The sequence below is a fragment of the Streptococcus vestibularis genome (genome assembly GCF_900636445.1).
Taxonomy (GTDB): Bacteria; Bacillota; Bacilli; order Lactobacillales; family Streptococcaceae; genus Streptococcus; species Streptococcus vestibularis.
In genome coordinates this window covers 316,056-332,954 of the sequence record NZ_LR134275.1, presented here as the reverse complement: position 1 = coordinate 332,954, position 16,899 = coordinate 316,056, and the positions used below count along the sequence as shown (strand labels likewise).

At 41.0% G+C, this 16,899-nt stretch carries 18 protein-coding genes; 10 read left to right on the top strand and 8 right to left on the bottom strand.

Going from position 1 to position 16,899, the window contains the following annotated elements:
• Positions 1-8: 8 nt before the first annotated feature.
• The 3 genes from EL076_RS01825 to EL076_RS01815 all read right to left on the bottom strand — a co-directional run bounded on the left by EL076_RS01825 (position 9) and on the right by EL076_RS01815 (position 2,670).
• On the bottom strand, positions 9-530 hold the full coding sequence (locus tag EL076_RS01825; RefSeq protein WP_003092200.1) for a GNAT family N-acetyltransferase: 522 nt from the start codon (positions 528-530) through the stop codon (positions 9-11).
• Entirely contained in the window at positions 523-966 is a 444-nt protein-coding gene (tsaE, locus tag EL076_RS01820; protein ID WP_064519543.1) for a tRNA (adenosine(37)-N6)-threonylcarbamoyltransferase complex ATPase subunit type 1 TsaE, read from the bottom strand. Before tsaE ends, EL076_RS01825 begins: the two co-directional genes overlap by 8 nt.
• Before the next feature lie 282 nt (positions 967-1,248).
• Entirely contained in the window at positions 1,249-2,670 is a 1,422-nt protein-coding gene (locus EL076_RS01815; RefSeq protein ID WP_126429012.1) for an NCS2 family permease, read from the bottom strand.
• A gap of 206 nt (positions 2,671-2,876) precedes the next feature.
• Between EL076_RS01815 and EL076_RS01810 the strand changes: the two genes are divergently transcribed.
• Positions 2,877-3,689, top strand: a complete 813-nt coding sequence (locus tag EL076_RS01810; RefSeq protein ID WP_126429010.1) for a Cof-type HAD-IIB family hydrolase — start codon at positions 2,877-2,879, stop codon at positions 3,687-3,689.
• Between the two features lie 44 nt (positions 3,690-3,733).
• On the opposite strand, the gene EL076_RS01805 is transcribed toward EL076_RS01810, so the two are convergent.
• Positions 3,734-4,465, bottom strand: coding sequence for a cyclase family protein (locus tag EL076_RS01805; protein ID WP_126429008.1), 732 nt, complete (start codon positions 4,463-4,465; stop codon positions 3,734-3,736).
• A gap of 368 nt (positions 4,466-4,833) precedes the next feature.
• On the opposite strand from EL076_RS01805, the gene EL076_RS01800 reads away from it, so the two are divergent.
• The 9 genes from EL076_RS01800 (at position 4,834) to serS (ending at position 12,994) form a co-directional block, all read left to right on the top strand.
• The gene (locus EL076_RS01800; protein ID WP_126429007.1) at positions 4,834-5,841 is read left to right on the top strand and encodes a PTS sugar transporter subunit IIB; all 1,008 of its coding nucleotides are present in this window, start codon (positions 4,834-4,836) and stop codon (positions 5,839-5,841) included.
• Positions 5,842-5,858: 17 nt separating this feature from the next.
• Positions 5,859-6,659, top strand: a complete 801-nt coding sequence (locus tag EL076_RS01795) for a PTS mannose/fructose/sorbose transporter subunit IIC (RefSeq protein ID WP_048787921.1) — start codon at positions 5,859-5,861, stop codon at positions 6,657-6,659.
• A 15-nt stretch (positions 6,660-6,674) separates the two neighbouring features.
• Positions 6,675-7,589: a PTS system mannose/fructose/sorbose family transporter subunit IID gene (locus EL076_RS01790; protein ID WP_126429005.1), complete on the top strand. Its 915-nt coding sequence runs from the start codon at positions 6,675-6,677 to the stop codon at positions 7,587-7,589.
• A 12-nt stretch (positions 7,590-7,601) separates the two neighbouring features.
• Complete coding sequence (locus EL076_RS01785) at positions 7,602-7,988, top strand: DUF956 family protein (RefSeq protein WP_048787922.1); 387 nt, start codon at positions 7,602-7,604, stop codon at positions 7,986-7,988.
• 264 nt (positions 7,989-8,252) lie between these two features.
• The gene (locus tag EL076_RS01780) at positions 8,253-9,245 is read left to right on the top strand and encodes a PTS sugar transporter subunit IIB (RefSeq protein WP_117647591.1); all 993 of its coding nucleotides are present in this window, start codon (positions 8,253-8,255) and stop codon (positions 9,243-9,245) included.
• Between the two features lie 67 nt (positions 9,246-9,312).
• Positions 9,313-10,128: a PTS mannose/fructose/sorbose transporter subunit IIC gene (locus EL076_RS01775; RefSeq protein ID WP_003092137.1), complete on the top strand. Its 816-nt coding sequence runs from the start codon at positions 9,313-9,315 to the stop codon at positions 10,126-10,128.
• 14 nt (positions 10,129-10,142) lie between these two features.
• Positions 10,143-11,054, top strand: coding sequence for a PTS system mannose/fructose/sorbose family transporter subunit IID (locus EL076_RS01770; protein ID WP_126429003.1), 912 nt, complete (start codon positions 10,143-10,145; stop codon positions 11,052-11,054).
• A gap of 78 nt (positions 11,055-11,132) precedes the next feature.
• Entirely contained in the window at positions 11,133-11,507 is a 375-nt protein-coding gene (locus EL076_RS01765; protein WP_003092275.1) for a DUF956 family protein, read from the top strand.
• A 209-nt stretch (positions 11,508-11,716) separates the two neighbouring features.
• Positions 11,717-12,994, top strand: a complete 1,278-nt coding sequence (gene serS / locus EL076_RS01760; RefSeq protein WP_126429001.1) for a serine--tRNA ligase — start codon at positions 11,717-11,719, stop codon at positions 12,992-12,994.
• Between the two features lie 318 nt (positions 12,995-13,312).
• Here the strand turns inward: serS and EL076_RS01755 are convergent, their stop codons facing one another.
• The 4 genes from EL076_RS01755 to dnaI all read right to left on the bottom strand — a co-directional run bounded on the left by EL076_RS01755 (position 13,313) and on the right by dnaI (position 16,899).
• Positions 13,313-13,849, bottom strand: a complete 537-nt coding sequence (locus EL076_RS01755) for a cysteine hydrolase family protein (RefSeq protein WP_164555386.1) — start codon at positions 13,847-13,849, stop codon at positions 13,313-13,315.
• A 19-nt stretch (positions 13,850-13,868) separates the two neighbouring features.
• Entirely contained in the window at positions 13,869-14,516 is a 648-nt protein-coding gene (locus tag EL076_RS01750; protein WP_126428999.1) for a ribonuclease P, read from the bottom strand.
• A gap of 64 nt (positions 14,517-14,580) precedes the next feature.
• A complete protein-coding gene (gene der, locus EL076_RS01745) occupies positions 14,581-15,891 on the bottom strand; it encodes a ribosome biogenesis GTPase Der (protein ID WP_003092252.1) in 1,311 nt (436 codons plus the stop codon).
• 105 nt (positions 15,892-15,996) lie between these two features.
• A complete protein-coding gene (dnaI, locus tag EL076_RS01740; protein WP_126428997.1) occupies positions 15,997-16,899 on the bottom strand; it encodes a primosomal protein DnaI in 903 nt (300 codons plus the stop codon).

The following is a 16,899-nucleotide window of genomic DNA, read 5'->3' as shown; positions in this document are numbered from 1 at the left end:
GTTTTTTCCTAATCTATGAGTTTAGCCATCAGGTAAACATCTAGAAATTCTCCATTTTTAGTTCTGGCACCACGTTTCTTAGTGCCTTCAATATCAAATCCAAATTTTTGATAGAGATGTACTGCCCGTTCATTGCGTGCTTGAACAGTCAACTCTAAGCGACAGATAGCTGGTGTGTTGTTTGCCCAGTCAATCATTATTTCCATAAGAAACTGACCAATACCATTACCCCAATAGGGTTTAGCAACCGCAATGAAAACATCACCAATATGACTGGTCTTCGTGTCTTGATCAGAAGTAACATTACAAACACCAATGACCTCATGATTCAATTTTGCGACTAAACAAATCTCATTTGGGACACTTTGACGGCTATCAATATAGGAGGCTAACTGTTCGGCATTCAGTACAGAGCTCCTAGCATCCTGAGCCAAAAAATCTGACTCTAGAGCTACCGTCTTTAGTAATTTTGCTAAGGATACGGAATCATCTCTTTGGGCTTCCTCAATGACTAATTCGTACTCAGCCATTTGCCATCGCCTCCTGGATTTCTTTACTTCTAGGACCAAAAGATTCCAGAAGCAGTTGACGTCCATCACCATGATGTTTTATCGAAATTAAAAGATAGTCTCCCAGGAGACTGTCATCCAAAAGTTCTCCCCACTCGATAATCGTCACACCGTCACCGTATAGAAAATCATCTAAGTCAATAGAATCTGGATCATCACCAATACGATAAACATCTAAATGGTATAGCGGCAAACGCCCCTCATATTCTCTAACAATAGTATAGGTTGGGCTCTTGATCATCTGTGAAACATCCAAACCTTTAGCAATTCCCTTAGTTAAAGTGGTTTTACCAGCTCCCAGATCACCTGAGAGAACAATTATATCTCCAGAATTGAGCAATCGACCTAACTTTCGGCCTATGCTAATCAATTCCTCTTCATTTTGACTGTAAATCATGTTTTCATTATATCAAAAAATAAAAATCTGGACTATAATCCACTGTCAAAAACCATCAAAAACTTATAAATATTGAGGCAGAAAGAATAATTTAGATATAACAACTCCTCTTAATTTAACACTTACTTACATTAACTCAAACCTCCATAAAGTTAATATTTCTAACAAAATTTCAATCTTAACTTAAAACAGTCGTTAAAGTAAACCTCAAATCATCACTCGTAAAAAAACTAAAAAAGCCTGACAAAAGGACAGACTTTTTTGCTTATAAAATATTAGATATTAGAGCACAGCCATGCTAATGAAATTAAGAATAAACAAGATATCCAAAATCCACATGACAAGATGAACATCTTTTGCTTGACCTTTGATAATTTTGACCAAAGTGTAAGTAAGGAAACCAGCTGCAATACCGTAGGTAATGCTATATGAGAATCCCATAAAAATAGAAGTGAAAAAGGCAGGAATCGCTTCAGACAAATCTTCCCAATCCACACTCTTAAGGTTAGAGAGCATCATAACACCTACAATGATAAGAATAGGTGCAGTTGCTGCACTAGGAACAATTGAGACAAGTGGGCTAAAGAAACTTGAAATCGCAAAGAATACTGCAACCACAAGAGCTGTCAAACCAGTACGTCCACCAGCACCAATACCTGCTGCAGATTCAATGTAAGTTGTAACGTTTGAAGTCCCGGCAATGGCACCAATACTTGTACCAACGAGATCAGAGTAAAGGGCACGGTCAAGAGCTTTAGATTCATTGTTATCACCTGTTGAAGCGATGATACCAACCTTCTCACCAGTACCAATCAAAGTACCGATAGTATCAAAGATATCCGTTAATGAGAAGGCAAGAATAGCCATAAAGACACCTGGCAAACGTGACACGTCTGAGAAGAGAGAACCCAAACCTTTAGAACCCAGAGCTACACCAAAGACTTGCCCCAAATCCTTAATAGAAGCAGTCAAACTAGCAGCATGCCAGTCAATACTACCAAGGTCAACTACACCAGCAAAAATTGCGATAACAGTTGTTACAACAATTGAAAGGAGGACACCTCCACGAATTCCCTTAACAATAAAGAAAATCGCAACTGCAAGCCCAATCAAACCTACAATAACAGTTGGATTATTGAAAGCTACCAAACCAGGTGTAGCAGCTGATGAAGCTGTAATTGAAGCTTGAGCCATATCAGCTCCCTTTCCGCTTACAGTATAAGTACCTGGATCAATTGCAAACTTCAAGAAACCTGCATTTTTAATACCTACATAAGCAAGGAAAATACCAATACCTGCTGAAATGGCAGACTTAAGTGCTGTCGGAATAGATTCAATAATCATCTTACGTACTTTAGTAACTGTGATAATCAAAGAAATAACACCACACAAAAAGACCATAGCCAAGGCTTCTTGCCAAGTGTAGCCCAAAGAAAAGACCACTGTGTAGGTAAAGAAGGCATTGAGACCCATACCAGGCGCTTGAGCGTAAGGTAGGTTAGCATAAAACGCCATCATCAACGTTCCTGCAACCGCACCAATGATGGTAGCCAAGAACACACCTTGAGCAGGCATGCCAGTCTGGGCTAACATAGATGGGTTGACAAAGAGGATATAAGACATGGCAAAGAAGGTTGTCAAACCTGCTGTAACCTCTGTACGAACATCAGTACCATGCTCTTTTAATTTGAAAAACTTTTCCATGAAAGTTTATACTCCTTAATAAAAAATTGTCAAAATCCGAATGATATCGGAACATTCTCACGTAGAATGCTACATCACCATTCTACATGAAATCATTTGATGGTGCAAGGTTTATTTTCTGATAGTTTTATCGCTAAAAACCGAACATTCCACCACCGACCTGGGTCAAACCCCAACAAAGAACTGATTTCTGTTATAATAGAAACATGACAAAAAAATTGATTGCACTAGATCTCGATGGAACGCTTTTGCGACCAGATGGAACTATTTCAGAATTTACAAAAACAACTATTAAAGATGTACAAAACAAAGGTCATCAAGTCGTTATCGCTACCGGTCGTCCTTACCGTATGGCTATTGATCATTACAAAACATTAGGCTTAGAGACACCGCTCATTACCTTTAATGGCTCCTTGACCAATCTCCCAGACCGAGAATGGGCTTACGAGCACTCGGTCAAGTTGGACAAAAAATACCTAGTTAACCTCTTACAACGACACGATGAGTTAGAGATGGATTTTCTTGCTAGTGAATACCGCAAGCACTTTTATATCACTATGGAGCACCCAGAGCGTATTCAACCACAACTCTTTGGGGTTGATAAAATCATTGAGGCTATGCGTTTAGAGCCAGCTAAAATCACACGCAATCCTAACGCTCTTCTTATGCAGACCCGTCACGAAGACAAGTACCAACTAGCCAGAGATATTAAGAAAGATTTCAAAGAAGAAATTGAGGTTGATTCTTGGGGTGGACCACTTAATATCTTGGAGTTTTCACCTAAAGGAATTAATAAAGCTTATGCCCTGAACTACCTACTCAAAGCCATGCGAAAATCTCCAGATGATTTGATTGCCTTTGGGGACGAACACAATGATACAGAGATGTTGGAGCTTGCCAAGACTGGCTATGCCATGAAAAATGCCAGTTCTGTCCTTCTCCCCCACGCTAACGAACAAATTAAGTGGACTAATGAGGAGGACGGCGTTGCCCGTAAACTTCAAGATCTATTTTTATAAACAGGTAAAGACACTGAAGAATTCTTCGGTGTCTTTTCTTATAATCAAGGTAAAATAGCTACTGCACGCACTGGGGAACCTGTCGCCTTGTCCCAGTGAGGAAATGCAATTGAAATCAAAGCACCAACGGCTGGAACTTGATCTAATTGATTCAGGACCTCTACTTGATAAATGTCTTGATCCAAGAGATAGTATTCGTTAACCAATCCATGTTCTGCTGCCGGAATACCGGCATCTGTATCAAAGGTTTCATGGCCTACTGCTTTGACATGGCGTTCATGAATCAAGAATTCTAGGGCTTCACGGCTCCAACCTGGACTTTGCTGAACCCCGTTGTCATCCAGGTTACGCATAGCATCTTGACTTGGCCAACGTTTTGACCAATCACTACGGAAAGCGACAAAGGCCCCTTCAGTAATTTTTCCATGTTCTGCTTCAAAATCTAAGATATCTTGTTTGCTCAAGATAAAGTTTGAATTAGCAGCAACTTCTTTAGACTTGTCGATAACATAAAGTGGCAAGAGAAGGTCTTTAAGGTCAATCTCATCCAACCAACGACCACCTTCTACAAAGTGAATCGGTGCATCGATATGGGTTCCGTATTGACCAACTACTGTAAATTTTTGAACATGGAAACCATCTTTTAATGTGAAAAGGTCTTCTTGTTTCAAAGCTTGAAGGGCCGGAAAGTGTGGGCTTTCCGCATTAATCTTGTGGGTCAAGTCTACCCACTTTTTAGTTTGCAATTCATTGTAAATACTTAGTAAATCTGACATAAGGAGGTCCTCTTTTCTTATAGATTTAACATTAAATAGTTAATTGGAGCTATTATAGTAGTCACAAGCGGACCTTACAAGTGTTTATTATCATTTTACACAATCCCATTCCCTATATTCATATATAGTTATTAACTATATATGATTGTTTTTAGCCTGATTTAAAATAAAAATTGAAAGTTTTTGAAGTTTTTTGGTACTTTTTGCGCAAAACTTATTGACATAGGAATGAAAGCGTTTTATAATTAATCTGTTCTAATTTCGAAGGTTTAAAAAATATTGTTGTCATTTTCATGCTGAGGGATGGTAATACCAATAATTATTTTTCTATTCCTAAGAAACATTATATTAAAGGAGGAAGAACACTAATGGGTATCGGTATTATTATTGCTAGCCATGGTAAATTCGCTGAGGGTATTCACCAATCAGGTTCTATGATTTTTGGTGAACAAGAGAAAGTTCAAGTCGTTACTTTCATGCCAAATGAAGGCCCTGACGACTTGTACGCTCACTTCAACGATGCCATCGCTCAATTTGACACAGACGACGAAATTCTAGTCCTTGCAGACCTTTGGTCTGGGTCACCATTTAATCAGGCAAGCCGAATTAAGGAAGAAAATCCTGATCGCAAGATGGTTATCGTAACAGGGCTCAACTTGCCAATGCTTATCCAAGCATATACGGAACGTATGGTAGCTCCTGATGCAAGCGTTGAGGAGGTTGTCGCAAATATTTATAAGGAAACTAAAGAAGGTGTTAAAGTCCTTCCAGACGGCCTCATTCCTGAAGAAGACGCCAAATCAACTGACGCTAAACCTTCTATTCCTAAAGGCACTATTCCTGAAGGAACAGTTCTTGGTGATGGCAAAATCAAATACGTTTTGGCTCGTGTTGACACACGTCTCCTCCACGGTCAGGTCGCAACTGGTTGGACTCACTCAACTCACCCAGACCGTATCATCGTTGTTTCAGACACTGTTTGTCATGATAAACTTCGTACAAACATGATTAAACAAGCTGCTCCATCTGGTGTTCAAGTTCACGTTATCCCAATTAAAAACATGGTTAAAGCAAACAATGACCCACGTTTTGGCGATACACGCGCTATGCTTCTCTTTGAATCTGTTGAAGATGCTCTTGCTGCTGTTAAAGCTGGTGTTGACGTTACAGAAATCAACCTTGGTTCTTCAGCTTATAAGGAAGGAAAAGTCAACGTTACTAAGGCTCTTTCATTTGACCAAACAGATGTGGATGCTATCAAAGAATTGCAATCATTGGGTGTCAAATTTGACGTCCGCGGGGTACCAAGTGATAGCCCAACAAACGTTGATGCCTTGATTAAGTCAGCTGAAACTAAATTAGCAGAGAAGAAATAATTTTGGAGGATGCATAAATGAGTTTAGTACAAATTATTTTAGTCGTAATTGTTGCTTTCATCATTGGTTGTAGCTCAGTTAACGACCAAATCGAAACTTACCAACCAGTTGTGGCCTGTTCCCTCATTGGTTTGGTTACTGGCCACCTCGAACTCGGCGTTATGTTGGGTGGTAGCTTGCAGTTGATCACTATGGGGTGGGCTAACGTTGGTGCTGCCATGGCACCAGACGCTTCACTTGCCGCAGTAGCTTCTACCATTATCCTTATCTTGGGTGGTCAAGGAGCTAAAGGGATTGGTCCTGCCATCGCCCTTGCAGTTCCATTGGCTGTTGCCGGTCTTGCCTTGACAATGTTTGTCCGTACTGCTACAGTCTTCATCGCTCACGTTATGGATAGTCGTGCTGAAGCAGCTGATATTGCTGGAATTGAAAGATGGCACTTTATTGGTATGGCCCTCCAAGGTCTCCGTGTTGCTATCCCTGCCCTCCTCTTGCTCTTGATTCCCGCACACATCGTCCAAACGGGTCTTGAAGCTATGCCTGAATGGTTAACATCAGGTATGACAATCGGTGGTGGTATGGTTGTAGCCGTTGGTTATGCCATGGTTATCAACATGATGTCTAGTCGTGAAGTTTGGCCATTCTTCTTCCTTGGTTTTGCTTTGGCTGCTCTCAAAGAATTAACCTTAATTAGCTTGGGCGTTATCGGTCTCTGTCTTGCCGTGATGTACCTTGCGCTCGAAGCTAGTGGTTCAAATGGTTCTTCAAATGATGGAGGATCAGGTGATCCCCTCGGTGAAATTCTCGAAGACTTTTAATTAGGAGGAAAGAAAATGGCTGATTCAAAAATTAAATTAACAAAAGCAGATCGTTTTAAAGCTTTCTTGCGCTCATACTTTCTTTTAGCTTCATTCAACTATGAACGTATGCAAAATGGTGGTGTGGCTTACACCCTTATTCCTGCAATCAAAAAACTTTATCAATCAAAAGAAGAACGTGCAGCTGCCCTTAAACGTCACTTGGAATTCTTCAATACACAACCATTCATGGCCAACCCAATCTTTGGGGTTACACTTGCCTTGGAAGAAGAACGTGCCAACGGCGCTGACATTGACGATGCTGCTATCTCAGGGGTTAAGGTCGGTATGATGGGACCTCTTGCAGGTGCCGGTGACCCTCTCTTCTGGTTTACCCTTCGTCCAATCTTCCTCTCACTCGGAGCAGGCTTGGCTGTTTCAGGTAACATCATGGGCCCAATCGTTTTCTTCGTTCTTTGGAACGTTATGGTAGCTGCCGTTAAGTGGTATACTCAAGAATTCGGTTATCGTGCTGGTACTGCGATTACGGACGACTTGTCAGGTAACCTCCTTCAACAAGTCACTCGTGGAGCTTCAATGATGGGGATGTTCGTTATCGGTTCTCTTATTCAACGTTGGGTAAGCATCACCTTTACACCAGTTGTTTCTACTGTTAAACAACAAGATGAAGCATTCATTCATTGGGATAAACTACCAAAAGGGATTGCCGGTGTCAAAGAAGCCTTTCTTCAACAAGCTGCTGGTAAATCACTTGAAGCTAACAAGGTAACAACCTTGCAAGATAACTTAAACCAATTGATTCCTGGTTTAGCTGCCCTTGGATTGACTTTCCTTTGTATGTATCTTCTTAAGAGAAAAGTTTCTCCAATCGTCATCATCTTGGGTATCTTTGTCCTTGCTATCTTGCTCCACATCATTGGTCTACTTTAATCGGAGCAAATCATGGTTAAATCGCTTAATATGGAAATGGCTCACACAACTAAGGGAACTTGGTTCCGTGAAGGGCCAATTTACGGAAATATCATGGTTGGAGATAAGGCTTTCGAGTTTTACAATGACACAAAACTACAAGACTATGTTCAGATTCCTTGGGATGAAATCACTTATGTGATTGCTGATGTTTACTTAGGTGGTAAGTTCATCCCACGCTTTGAAATCCGTACAAAGCAAAATGGACGTTTCCGTTTTGCCAGTCGAAAAAGCAGAACAACCTTAAAAGAAATTCAAAAAAGAATTCCACGTGAAAGCTTAAGAAAGGCTCCTAGCTTTCTAGCTGTTCTTAAGCAAGGCTTTAAAAATCTTTTCCGACACATTGTTAAGAAGAACTAGTCTTCGAATAGCATAAAAAGATTATCAGATTTAATCATCTGATAATCTTTTTATAATTTTTCGCTCATTCCTGACAGCGATTAGTCTGTTTTACATTTTTGTTTCACTAGCTATTGACATTTTAGTGGAAGCCTTTTAGAATATAATTGTTCTTGATTTCTTATGTTCAAAAAGATTGAGAGGCGCTTTTTTTGCCGTCTTAATGAAATCGGAGATAGTCTTTTTAAGCCTAGGAAAAAAATATTTTAAAGGAGGAGAACACGAATGGGTATCGGTATTATTATCGCCAGCCATGGTAAGTTCGCTGAGGGAATCCACCAATCAGGATCTATGATTTTTGGAGACCAAGAGAAGGTTCAAGTCGTTACCTTTATGCCAAGTGAAGGTCCTGATGACCTTTACGCCCACTTCAACGATGCCATTGCACAATTCGATGCTGATGATGAAATTCTTGTTTTGGCTGACCTTTGGAGTGGTTCACCATTTAACCAAGCCAGCCGTATCGCTGGAGAAAATCCAGATCGCAAGATTGCCATCATCACAGGACTTAACTTGCCAATGCTAATCCAAGCATACACAGAACGTATGATGGATGCTAGCGCTACAGCGGAGCAAGTTGCTGGTAATATCATCAAGGAAGCTAAGGGTGGTATTAAAGCACTTCCAGAGGAGCTTAATCCTGCGGAAGAAACTACAGCAGCACCTCAAGAAGCAGCAGCACCTCAAGGAGCTATCCCTGAAGGGACAGTTATTGGAGATGGTAAGCTCAAGATTAACTTGGCACGTTTGGATACACGTCTTTTGCATGGTCAGGTTGCGACTAACTGGACACCTGCATCTAAAGCAGACCGCATCATTGTAGCATCAGATGATGTTGCTAAAGACGAATTGCGTAAGGAATTGATTAAACAAGCAGCACCAAATGGCGTTAAAGCTAACGTAGTTCCAATTCAAAAATTGATTGATGCCTCTAAAGATCCTCGCTTTGGTAACACACACGCGCTTATCTTGTTCGAAACTGTTCAAGACGCACTTCGTGCTATCGAAGGTGGCGTGCCAATCAAAGAACTTAACGTTGGTTCTATGGCTCACTCAACTGGTAAAACAATGGTTAACAACGTTTTGTCTATGGACAAAGACGATGTTGCTTGCTTCGAAAAATTGCGTGACCTTGGCGTTGAATTCGACGTCCGTAAGGTTCCAAATGATTCTAAAAAAGATTTGTTTGACCTTATCAAAAAAGCTAACGTTCAATAACCTTCATTCGGATAAATTAGTTGATAAACTCAGCTAATCACAACTCAATAGAAAAGGAATTATAACCATGTCAGATATGTCAATTATTTCTGCTATTTTGGTCGTAGTTGTTGCCTTCCTTGCTGGTCTTGAAGGTATCCTTGACCAATTCCAATTCCACCAACCACTTGTTGCTTGTACTCTTATTGGTGCTGCTACAGGTAACCTCACTGCAGGTATCATGCTTGGTGGTTCCCTTCAAATGATTGCCCTTGCTTGGGCAAACATCGGTGCTGCCGTAGCTCCTGACGCCGCCCTTGCATCTGTTGCTGCTGCCATCATTTTGGTTAAAGGTGGTAACTTCACAACTGAAGGTATCGGTGTTGCGACTGCAACAGCTATCCCGCTTGCGGTTGCAGGTCTCTTCCTAACTATGCTTGTTCGTACAGCATCTGTTGCCCTTGTTCATGCTGCAGATAAAGCTGCAGAACACGGAAACATCGCTGGTGTTGAACGTGCACACTACCTCGCTCTCCTTCTTCAAGGTTTGCGTATTGCTGTGCCAGCAGCCCTTCTTCTTGCTATTCCGGCCCAATCTGTTCAACATGCCCTTGGCTTGATGCCTGACTGGCTTAACCATGGTATGGTTGTCGGTGGTGGTATGGTCGTAGCTGTTGGTTACGCCATGGTTATCAACATGATGGCTACTCGTGAAGTTTGGCCATTCTTCGCCATCGGTTTTGCTTTCGCAGCAATTAGCCAATTGACACTTATCGCTCTTGGTGCCATTGGTGTTGCAATTGCCTTCATCTACCTCAACCTTTCTAAACAAGGTGGCGGAAATGGTGGCGGAACTTCATCTGGTTCAGGCGACCCAATCGGCGATATCTTGGAAGACTACTAGGAAGGGGTGCTCTCATGGCTGAAAAAATTCACTTATCTCAAGCAGATCGTAAAAAGGTTTGGTGGCGCTCACAATTCTTGCAAGGTTCATGGAACTATGAACGTATGCAAAACTTGGGTTGGGCTTACTCACTCATTCCTGCTATCAAAAAACTTTATACTAACAAAGAAGACCAAGCCGCAGCTCTTAAACGTCACTTGGAATTCTTCAACACTCACCCTTACGTAGCTGCTCCTATCATGGGGGTTACCTTAGCTCTTGAAGAAGAAAAAGCTAATGGTACTGAAATCGAAGATGCGGCTATCCAAGGGGTTAAAATCGGTATGATGGGACCACTTGCCGGTATCGGTGACCCTGTCTTCTGGTTCACAGTTCGTCCAATCCTTGGTGCCCTTGGTGCATCATTGGCACAAGCTGGTAACATCGCTGGTCCACTTATCTTCTTCATCGGTTGGAACCTTATCCGTATGGCCTTCTTGTGGTACACTCAAGAACTTGGTTACAAAGCTGGTTCAGAAATCACTAAAGACATGTCTGGTGGTATCTTGAAAGATATTACTAAAGGGGCATCAATCCTTGGTATGTTCATCTTGGCCGTCCTCGTTGAACGTTGGGTATCTATCGTCTTCACTGTAAATCTTCCAGGTAAAGTTTTGTCTAAAGGTGCCTATATCGAATGGCCTAAAGGCAATGTCAGTGGTGACCAACTAAAAACTATCCTTGGTCAAGCCAACGATAAGCTTAGCTTTGATAAGATTCAAGTTGATACCCTTCAAAAACAATTGGATTCATTGATTCCAGGTTTGATGGGACTTCTCCTTACTTTTGCATGTATGTGGTTGCTTAAGAAGAAAGTTTCACCAATCACAATCATCATCGGTCTCTTTGTAGTTGGTATTGTTGCAAGCTTCTTCGGAATCATGTAAAAAGAGTAAGAGTTTAGCAAAGCTGAACTCTTTTCTTATGCTATAATAAAGGTACTACAATCAAAAAGCGAGATAGATATGGCACAATCACTAAACAAAACAGTTGAACTGCATACAACAGGCGTTTCCTACATGGCTATCGGAGGTAAAGTCGGTAAATTTCTAATTGGAGATGTAGCTCTTGAATTCTACCCTGATGTCAATGTTGAACAATACATTCAAATTCCATGGACTAGCATTACACAAATCGGTGCAAATGTATCAGGAAAGAGAATCAGCCGTCATTTTGAAATATTAACCGACAAGAGTAAATTCCTCTTTGCCTCTAAAGATTCTGGGAAGATTCTAAAGATTGCTAGGGAACATCTTGGCAATGAAAAAGTTGTTAAATTACCTACTCTCATCCAAACCATTGGTGCTCGTATCAAAGGTTTATTTGCCAAAAAATCATAATTTTTGTATAATTGTAAAGGACGGATAAGTAATAGCTAGACCTTTCCAGAAAGCCTGCGGTTGCTGTGAGCAGGTAGGGTTGACCTACGAAATTCTACCGTTTCTAATAATTAAAAACATAAACAAGTGCACTCCTGTGAAGTTGGATGGAACCGTGGCCCATGTCACTCCAACACTTTCACCGGGTGTTTTATTTTTTGGAGGAACTTATGTTAGATGTAAAACGTATTCGTAACGACTTTGATGCCCTTTCCGAGAAATTGGCTACACGTGGTGTCGTTGCTGAGACTTTAAATGAACTAAAAGAGCTTGATGTTAAACGTCGTGAACTTCTTATCAAATCTGAAGAACTCAAAGCTCAACGTAATATTGCTTCAGACGGTATTGCTCAGGCAAAACGTAATAAAGAAGACGCCTCAGAGCAAATTGCAGCCATGCAAAAAGTTTCTGCAGAAATTAAAGAAATTGATTCTGAACTTGCTGCTATCGATGAAAAACTTAACAGTATCGTTGTGACACTTCCAAATACACCACACGAGACTGTACCAGTTGGTACTGACGAGGATGAAAATGTAGAAGTTCGTCGTTGGGGAACACCTCGTGACTTTGATTTTGAGATTAAACCTCACTGGGATCTTGGTGAAGACCTTGGTATTCTTGATTGGGAACGTGGCGCTAAAGTTACTGGTTCTCGCTTCCTCTTCTACAAAGGCTTAGGAGCAAAATTAGAACGTGCGATTTACAACTTCATGTTGGATGAACATGCTAAAGAAGGTTACACTGAAATGATTACACCTTACATGGTTAACCACGACTCTATGTTTGGTACTGGTCAATATCCAAAATTCAAGGAAGATACTTTCGAGCTTGACGGTACTGACTATGTCCTTATCCCAACCGCTGAAGTTCCTTTGACTAACTACTACCGCGGTGAGATTCTTGACGGTAAAGAATTGCCAATCTACTTCACAGCCATGAGCCCTTCATTCCGTTCAGAAGCTGGTTCAGCAGGTCGTGACACACGCGGTTTGATTCGTCTTCACCAATTCCACAAGGTTGAAATGGTCAAATTCTCAAAACCAGAAAGCTCATACGATGAATTGGAAAAAATGGTAGTTAACGCTGAAAATATCCTTCAGAAACTTAACTTGCCATACCGTGTCATCACTTTATGTACTGGCGATATGGGATTCTCAGCTGCGAAAACTTACGACTTGGAAGTTTGGATTCCAGCACAAAACACTTACCGCGAAATTTCTTCATGTTCAAATACAGAAGATTTCCAAGCCCGTCGTGCACAAATCCGTTACCGTGACGAAGCTGATGGTAAAGTAAAACTTCTTCACACTCTCAACGGTTCAGGGCTTGCTGTCGGACGTACAGTAGCCGCTATCCTTGAAAACTACCAAAACGAAGATGGTTCAGTAACTATCCCTGAAGTTCTTCGTCCTTACATGGGTGGTGCTGAAGTGATTTCACCGAAATAAATAAATGAGGTTGAGACAATTGTTCCAACCTCGTTTTTATTTTACTTTATACCAATGATGCAGTAGTAAACCGAACTTTTCGTCCACTTTCTATCTCAGGAGAAACCAAGTTAACCTTGTAGGGCTGTTATTACGAAAGGAATTCCTTTGAGTGCTAACTTAAAGTTCTCATTCAAAAAAGAACCTGACTTTAAGATGATAAGTCAAGTTCCTCGTAACATATTTTTGGAGATATAACCCATCACATTTCAGATTATTATATCTGATAAAAACGCTAGTAATATAAACTTATATAGTTTTACTACTTATGTATCATTATCATCCCCCCATGAACTCCTCTGTTGTCATTACTTGAGCAAATTCACCGTGTAAGGATACTAGATTTATGGTATGCAGGACCTCTGGATCTATCAAATGACCATCTAAATTGGGTAGGGCAAAACTGGCCGTTGCATCTGAAATAAGTAACGTCTTAAACCCTAAATTAGCCGCCATGCGAGTTGTGGTAGACACACAGTGTGGCAAGGTTAAGCCTGCAATAACTAACTTATCAATTCTTTTATCTCTTAAATAGCTTTCTAAATTCGTCCCAATGAAAGCACTATTAACTATCTTTTGGAAAACAGGTTCACCTGGGCATGGTTGAAAGCCATCTTTAAAATCTTGACCTTGAGATACGTGAAAACGTGATTGAGTATTCTCAGATACGTGTTGAACATGCAGTACTGGCCATCCCTTTTCTCTAAAAAAATTGAGTAATTTTTGGGAATTCACTTCAAGCTGAGGGTTATTACGTTCTCCCCATGAACTATTATCAAAGGCTTTTTGCATATCAATCATTAATAATCCTTGCATTTTTACTCTCCTTTTTACACTAATCTTCCAACAACTTATTTGCATCCTGACAACTATCATAATAAGGCCTTAGCAGTTGAAAGCCTTCCATTAGTTGATCTAGCAAGTCATCTATAGTCAAGCTATCCGCCACAGGAACATCATATTTAACCAAGACCTTTCGAACACGACCATCTTTGACTGCTTCTTTAAACATCTGACGGTTCGCTTCAGTCCCTTCCACACGATGACTGTCACCATCTTCTTGAGCAAGATAATAAAGTGGAAAAGTAATCGGTAAGTCTAGGACCTTATGTTGCTTCGCTAGAGTAGTATCTGATTTTTTCCGTTCGACAAAGCTCACTTCAACTGAGATTCCCCAATCTTCAGCTTGACCGTAGAGTCGAATCGCCATAGCAACATCATCTAAACTGTCCTCAGGTGCCCTGTAATAGCACCAAAAGTGTGGCCGACATAATTGTGCCTGATTGGCCCAATTGCTGACACGATCCATTTTCATGGGATCTAGGCGCTCCTCTAGACGTTTTGCTAAAGTCTGCATCTCCTTACGAGCAGCTTGTCCCAAATTTTTGAGCGCTTCCATCTCTTCCTGATGCGGACCCGCTTTTTCAGGTTTGATATACTTAACTCCTTGTTTAGATAAATAAGCTTGAATATTTTCTAACATCGTTTTCTCCTTACAATGATAAAAGACCAACCCATAAAGATTCTATTCTGGTTGGTCTACTTTTTTATTTACGTTTACGGGCAATCAAATGGATTGGTGTTCCCTCAAAACCAAAGGCCTGACGAATTTGATTTTCCAAGAAACGCATGTATGAGAAGTGCATAAGCTCTTCTTCATTGACAAAGACAACAAATGTTGGTGGTTTAACCGAAACTTGTGTGCCGTAGAAAATCTTAAGGCGTTTTCCTTTGTCAGTTGGTGTTGGGTTGATGGCGATGGCATCCATGATAACATCATTCAAGACAGCCGATGAAATACGACGGTTTTGACTCTCACTGATGCGTTTAATCATCTCCGGCAACTTGTTAAGACGTTGTTTCGTCTCAGCCGATACAAAGATAATTGGAGCATAGCTCAAGAATTGGAACTGATCACGGATATCTGCTTCCCAGTTGGAAACAGTATGGTTGTCCTTCTTGATCGTATCCCATTTGTTAACTACAATGATAATCCCTTTACCAGCTTCATGAGCAAAACCAGCAATACGCTTGTCATACTCACGGATACCTTCTTCGGCATTGATAACCATAAGAACAATATCAGAGCGGTCAATGGCACGCATAGAACGCATTACAGAGTATTTTTCTGTGTTTTCATAAACCTTACCAGATTTACGCATTCCAGCAGTGTCAATCATGGTATACTCTTGACCGTCACTGTCCACAAAGTTTGTATCAATGGCATCACGAGTCGTACCAGCAATAGGACTTGCAATCACTCGGTCCTCACCTAAAATGGCGTTAATCAAACTTGATTTTCCGACGTTTGGACGCCCAATCAAACTGAAACGGATGATATCTGGATTTTCCTCTTCAACTTCTGTTGGAAGATTTTCAACGATAGCATCGAGAACGTCCCCCGTACCAATACCGTGTACAGATGAAACTGGGTAGGGATCGCCAAGCCCAAGAGAATAGAAATCATAGATATCTGCACGCATTTCAGGGTTATCCACTTTATTTACCGCCAAGATAACTGGCTTGTTGGTCTTATAGAGAATACGGGCAACGTACTCATCCGCATCTGTCACGCCTTCCTTGCCTGAAACGACAAAGACAATAACATCAGCTTCAGTCATGGCAATGTCAGCTTGGTGCTTAATCTGTTCCATGAATGGAGCATCGACATCATCGATACCACCTGTATCAATCAAGCTAAATTGACGGTTAAGCCACTCAGCAGAGGTATAAATACGGTCACGTGTTACCCCTTCAACGTCTTCGACGATGGAGATACGTTCACCCGCAATTCGGTTAAATAGGGTCGACTTCCCAACATTTGGGCGACCCACGATAGCAACTGTAGGTAATGTCATATATTTAAGTCCCTGATTAAATTAGGGATTCCTTTCTTCATTTAGCAGTCTCACTTCCACCAAGGAAAGCAAACACGCTTGTTCTTTATCATTATTAGGATCACCTTAACGGCGATTAACACCTTTCAAGTGAACCTCTTTAGCTAGAAAACGAATACGTTCCATCACACGTTTGGCCTGCCAAGTCTCGTCTCCTTGACGTCCATTGGATAGCTTAGCTTCTAAATCTGCAAAACTATAGTTGGATGTGAAGAAGGTTGGTAGCTCCTCGATCATGCGATACTGGAGAATGACTTGCAAAACATCATCCCTAATCCAAGAAGAGAATTGCTCTGCACCAATATCATCTAAAACTAGGACTTCTGCTTCTTTGACAGCATCAATTTGTTCCTTCACAGAATTGTCCTTAATCCCATTTCTAACATCAATAGCAAAAGATGGATAATGAATAATGGTCGTTGCAACCTTCTTAGTCTCTGAAAGCTCATGGGCCATAGCTGCCAACATGAAGGATTTCCCAACCCCCATATCCCCGTAGATATAGAGACCTTTCTGGTCTGGACTAGGGTAATTAGCCACAAAATCAATAAGTGTCTCAAAGGTATCAACACGAGCGGCATCATCTAGCGCGATATCAGCAAAGGTAATCTTGCGATAAGACTGAGGCAAACTCACCAAGTTAATCCGCTTAGAAATAGCCTGTTGTTCTTGTTGCTCCTTAAGCTGACGCGTTTCCTTATAGGTCACATCAGCGTAGCCTTCATTCATGGTCAGAATCGGCTCATACCCTTTGGCAATGTAGGTGACATCACCTTCTTTGACCTTACGGCATTCCACCAAGAATTGATTGAACTTTGGAAGACTACGCTTGATTTGGTCCTGACTTAAGCCATGTTCTTGAATAAAGCTAGCCACTCTTGGATCTGCCAAAATTTGCTTGGTTAAATCTGTTGCATTGCCAGACCCATGATGCCCTGTTCGGTTGAGGGTTTGTCCAACTCTTTCCAT